Here is a 4,303-nt window from a genome sequence, read left to right on the forward strand (position 1 = left end):
AGAGTCCTCAAGTGGGCGGAACTGCATTTCATCAAACGGGCAATCTAGAGGATGAGAGGGAGCGTGGGGACATGCTCGCCGCGCTCAATCTTGCCCATGTGTGACCGTTCGATGCCGGCCATGTGGGCCAGCGTTTCCTGAGCGATGCCCTGGTTGGTTCTTTCTTCCCGCACTGCAGCCCCAAACGCGATGGCTGGTTCCGCTTCGTAGGTAGTGGTGCCGGTGGGGCGGCCCCTTTGGATCGAACGCTTTGGCATTGCCAAGAGCGTCGAACACGGTCACGATTTAAACCACGTTAAACTTAACTCATGGCAACTTGAACCGGCCGCCGCGAGTTCGCTGCCGGAGGAGCTGGACGTGAGATCGAGCGATGCCTCCGCTGAAATCCGGGTGGCCGTACTCAGCGAATGGGTGCCTTCGCAGCTTGCCGACGTGCTGGCGTTGCAACGCGCCGAAGAGCCCGAAACCACTGCCGCCTTGATCGGGGGTGACGCCCCTACGCAAACGCAGGAGCCGCCTTGCCGCAGCTTCGACTTTGCCCTGTCCACGGCCGTCTGTGAGTGGCCGGGTTGGGTATGCGAGCCGCTGTGGCACGACACGCTGGCAGTCGCCGTCGCCAAGCGTTCGCACCTGCTGGCCTACCGCGAGGTGCCGCACCACGAGGTACTCAGGCAACCCCTGATCAGCGCGCAATCGACAGCCGATGAACCGTGGCGCGCCGTGGCGCATCGCCTCTTCGAGGATGCGCCCCCAGCCGGCGAGCAGATCGTCAGCACCTTCGACATTGCGATGACCCTCGTCTCGGCGGGATACGGCATCGCCATCGCGCCTACCGCGCGGCTGGCCGGCTACGTGCTCCGGGGTGTGGCGGCGCGGCCGCTGGCAGGCGCCCCGCTGGTCGTGATGGCCTACCTGCTGCGTCCCTGCGCATCATTGACCGAGCCCCAGGAGCGATTCGCACAACGCGCGCGCTCCATCTCCTGACGCACGCGCGCCGTCCAAGCAAGGGCTACGCGAACGCCGCCTGCTGCGGGGACCACTCGCTTTCCCGCACCGTCGTGCTCACTGCCATGACGAGCTTGTCCAGATTGGTGGCGGTGACGCTCTCCAGGGCCGAACGACCGCGCAGCGTCGAGCGCGGCTGCAGCAGTGCGTCGTAGATCTTCCAGGGGTCGGCGCCACGGGTCAGCTTGAGCACAGCCTGGATCAGCGCGTGTCTCAGCGGATCGAGATGCCAGTCCGGCACGCGCTGGCCGCGGTTGCCCACCTGCAGCGCCAGCAGATTGCCCGCCTTAATCTCGTAGCTGATCCAGCGGCGGGACTTGCCGGCCATCTTCGCAAACTCGACGACGGGGAGGTTGTGGGGCGCCTCGAAGACATCGACGAGTTCCATGCGCTCGCGCTGAATGTCGGAGAGCGGCTGCTCCATCACCGAACGCGGCGACGGGACCGCAGGCAGTCGAAGCGCTGCGGCGGACACCAAGGGCTTCGCGTCACAGGGTGGCGTGACGATCAACATCGGCACCGGCGCCGCGGCCGCCTTCTCGGCGGTTGCGGGCGGCGCTGCCGCCGCTTCCCCGTCCGAGACGACGGGCACGCCTTCCAGGCGGATCGTGAGCGGCATGCTCGCTGCTTCGGCCATATTCTGCTCGAAGAGGTCGAGCCGGTCGGCCCAATCCTGCATCATGCGGCGGCGCTGCTCCACGTATTCGGCGTGGTTGTAGGTGGCGCTGACCTTGTTGGGATCGACGTGCGAGAGTTGCGCGTCCACCCACACCTTCGGGTAGCCGATTTCATTGAGTGCGGTGGACATCGTGGCGCGCATGCCGTGCCCCGTCAGCAGGTCGCGGTAGCCCAAGCGCTTGAGCGCGCTGTTGAGCGTGTTCTCGCTCATGCGCTTCTTCATCTCGCTATCGTGCCGGAACAGGTAGTGCTGGGCTGGCTTGAATTGCTCCAGCATGTGACGAGCGATCTCGATGGCCTGCACCGACAGAGGCACGATGTAGGGCGGCACGTCCGTGGGCAGTTGCCGCTTCTTGCGCATGTCCACCTGAAGCTGCTTCACGACATCCGGCGGGATGATCCAGAGTCCGTGATCGAGGTCGAACTGATCCGGCGTCGCCATGCGCAACTCGCCGGTGCGCACGCCAGTCAGCAACAGCAGGCGCAGGCCGAGCTGGGTCTGCAGGCGCCCCCGGTACTTGCGCAGCCGCTGCAACAGCTTCGGCAACTCGGCCATGCGCAGGAACGGGTTGTGGTTGACGGGCGGCAGCGGGACCGCCACCACGTCGAGGTCGGATGCCGGATTCTGCTCCAGGCCCGGCACGATCACCAGCGCGTAGCGGAACAACTGGTTGAACCAGGTGCGAACTTTCTCGGCCACGGAGAGCGCCTTGCGCTTCTCGATCTTGGCGATGACTTCCAGCAGGTCGGGCCGCTTGATGTCGTAGATCGAGCGCTTGCCCAGCGCCGGCAATACGTCCTTGGCAAAGACGCGCGGCAGGATCGAGAGCGTGGTCTGCCGGCCCTTCTTGAGGCTCAGTTCTCGGTGGGCCAGCCACTTCTTGTAGATCGCCTCGAACGTGTTCTCGCCGGCGAGCTTGACCGCGGCGCGCTTCTGCTTGCGGTGCAGGTGCGGATTGATGTCCTTGGCCACCAGGGCGCGCGCCTCGTCGCGCAGTGTGCGCGCATCGCGCAGGGACACCTCCGGGTAGTTGCCCAGCGACATCCGCTTTTGCTTTCCTAGCCAGTAGTAGCGGAAGTGCCAGCTTTTGTTGCCCGTGGGGGTGACGGCAAGGCTGAGGCCGTCGATGTCGGGGAGGGTGTACGCCTTTCCTGTGGTCTTGGCTTGCCTGACCACCAAGTCTGAGAGTGCCATGCTCTTGCTCCTGAACGCGTCAGGTAGCAGATGCTGTTCATCTCAGCCGCAGCCCTCCATCAACAATCCGGAACCCGCACGACCCGCAAAATGGACTTAAAAGTGGACTTAAAAGTCTTGGCTGTCAGCGGATCGCAGCGGACCACACTGGAAGATCGAAGGCGGAAAAATCGTTGCGTGACAACGACTTAAAAACCACCTTGGACTATCCTGGAAGTCCCCGGAATCATGGAGTGGAGCGGGTGATGGGAATCGAACCCACGCCATCAGCTTGGGAAGCTGAGGTTCTACCATTGAACTACACCCGCGGGGCTCGCGTATTATGCGAATCCTTTCGCACTTGGCAAGCCCCGCGACAGGCTCAGGCGACGAGAAAATTCTCCAGCTTGGCCCCGGAATCCAGCGCCTCCTGCAACCAGCGCGGCCGCTTGCCACGGCCACTCCAGGTCTGCGAGGCATCGGTGGTATTGCGGTATTTCACGACCCGCTCGGTCGCCGCCGGCTTTGCCGCCGCCCGCTTGCGCCGCGCATCGAGATTCATCAGTTCCTCGACGGAACGCCCCACGCTACTGGCCAGGCTTTCGATCTGATTACGCACATCGAACAGCTTGGTCTGCTCCTTGTGGGTGATTTCCCGACGCGCGGCCTCGACCAGGGCCTGCAACTCATCAAGCGAAAGCGCACTCACATCGATGTCTTCGAATTTGGCGATCATGGTTTCTCACTGGCCTGCAGGTTTGAGGGATGGCTCGGCACGCGCGTCACTGCGCGCGCAGCTTCAATTAAGCAAACCGATTTCCATGGCGGAATGATGGTAGGCAATTCGGTGACTGTCAACATTAGTCCCGAGGGGGCTGTCGACGACTCCGCAGTGCGTCGGGATTGGCCATGCGCAGCGTCATCCGCAATCGCCCGGGATTCACACAATTAGTGCCGTACGAATAGCGCCGCAGGAGCCGCGAGGCAATCCGATATCAGCCGCACCGCGTTTGCACGTCGCCCGAATTGTGTATGATCCCGCCTTCACGACGTCGTCCCTGCTCATCCCCCGGAATCCCCATGCTCATTCACCTCAACGGTCAGGCGCTGGATGTCGCCGACAACCTGACGGCAGCCGAGTTGCTCACGCAACTGGGGCTGGCCGGCAAACGGCTCGCCCTCGAGTTGAATCGGGAGATCGTGCCGCGCAGCACCTACGCCGACACCCGGTTGCAGACCGGCGATGAAGTCGAGATCGTGCACGCCATCGGCGGCGGCTGAACGCCCATCCCCTCAACGTCCAGCACAACCCACGAGGCCGCTCCGCAGATGAATCCACCCTGTCCGTCGTCCGCCCCGTTGATCATCGCCGGTCGCGAGTACCGCTCGCGCCTGCTGGTCGGCACCGGCAAGTACCGCGACCTCGACGAGACCCGCCGCGCCACC

4 protein-coding genes, 1 tRNA gene and 2 pseudogenes are annotated in these 4,303 nt (G+C 63.8%); 3 read left to right on the forward strand and 4 right to left on the reverse strand.

The window, feature by feature from the left end:
* Window positions 1-47: 47 nt before the first annotated feature.
* Window positions 48-257 (reverse strand): annotated as a pseudogene (locus EV699_RS19615) (helix-turn-helix transcriptional regulator); the annotation flags it as partial.
* Window positions 258-357: 100 nt separating this feature from the next.
* Between EV699_RS19615 and EV699_RS19620 the strand changes: the two are divergent.
* Window positions 358-984, forward strand: coding sequence for a substrate-binding domain-containing protein (locus tag EV699_RS19620; protein ID WP_132546012.1), 627 nt, complete (start codon window positions 358-360; stop codon window positions 982-984).
* A 25-nt stretch (window positions 985-1,009) separates the two neighbouring features.
* Here the strand turns inward: EV699_RS19620 and EV699_RS19625 are convergent, their stop codons facing one another.
* From EV699_RS19625 to EV699_RS19635, 3 genes are all read right to left on the reverse strand, one after another.
* Entirely contained in the window at window positions 1,010-2,878 is a 1,869-nt protein-coding gene (locus tag EV699_RS19625) for a tyrosine-type recombinase/integrase (protein WP_132546014.1), read from the reverse strand.
* Between the two features lie 234 nt (window positions 2,879-3,112).
* Window positions 3,113-3,186: transfer RNA gene (locus EV699_RS19630), tRNA-Gly, on the reverse strand.
* A gap of 53 nt (window positions 3,187-3,239) precedes the next feature.
* On the reverse strand, window positions 3,240-3,593 hold the full coding sequence (locus tag EV699_RS19635; protein ID WP_132546016.1) for an H-NS histone family protein: 354 nt from the start codon (window positions 3,591-3,593) through the stop codon (window positions 3,240-3,242).
* A 344-nt stretch (window positions 3,594-3,937) separates the two neighbouring features.
* Here EV699_RS19635 and thiS point away from each other — a divergent pair, with 344 nt between their 5' ends.
* Entirely contained in the window at window positions 3,938-4,138 is a 201-nt protein-coding gene (gene thiS, locus EV699_RS19640) for a sulfur carrier protein ThiS (protein WP_132546018.1), read from the forward strand.
* Between the two features lie 48 nt (window positions 4,139-4,186).
* Window positions 4,187-4,303: pseudogene (locus EV699_RS20385) on the forward strand (thiazole synthase); the annotation flags it as partial.

Origin of the sequence: Plasticicumulans lactativorans (assembly GCF_004341245.1) — a bacterium.
GTDB lineage: Bacteria > Pseudomonadota > Gammaproteobacteria > Competibacterales > Competibacteraceae > Plasticicumulans_A > Plasticicumulans_A lactativorans.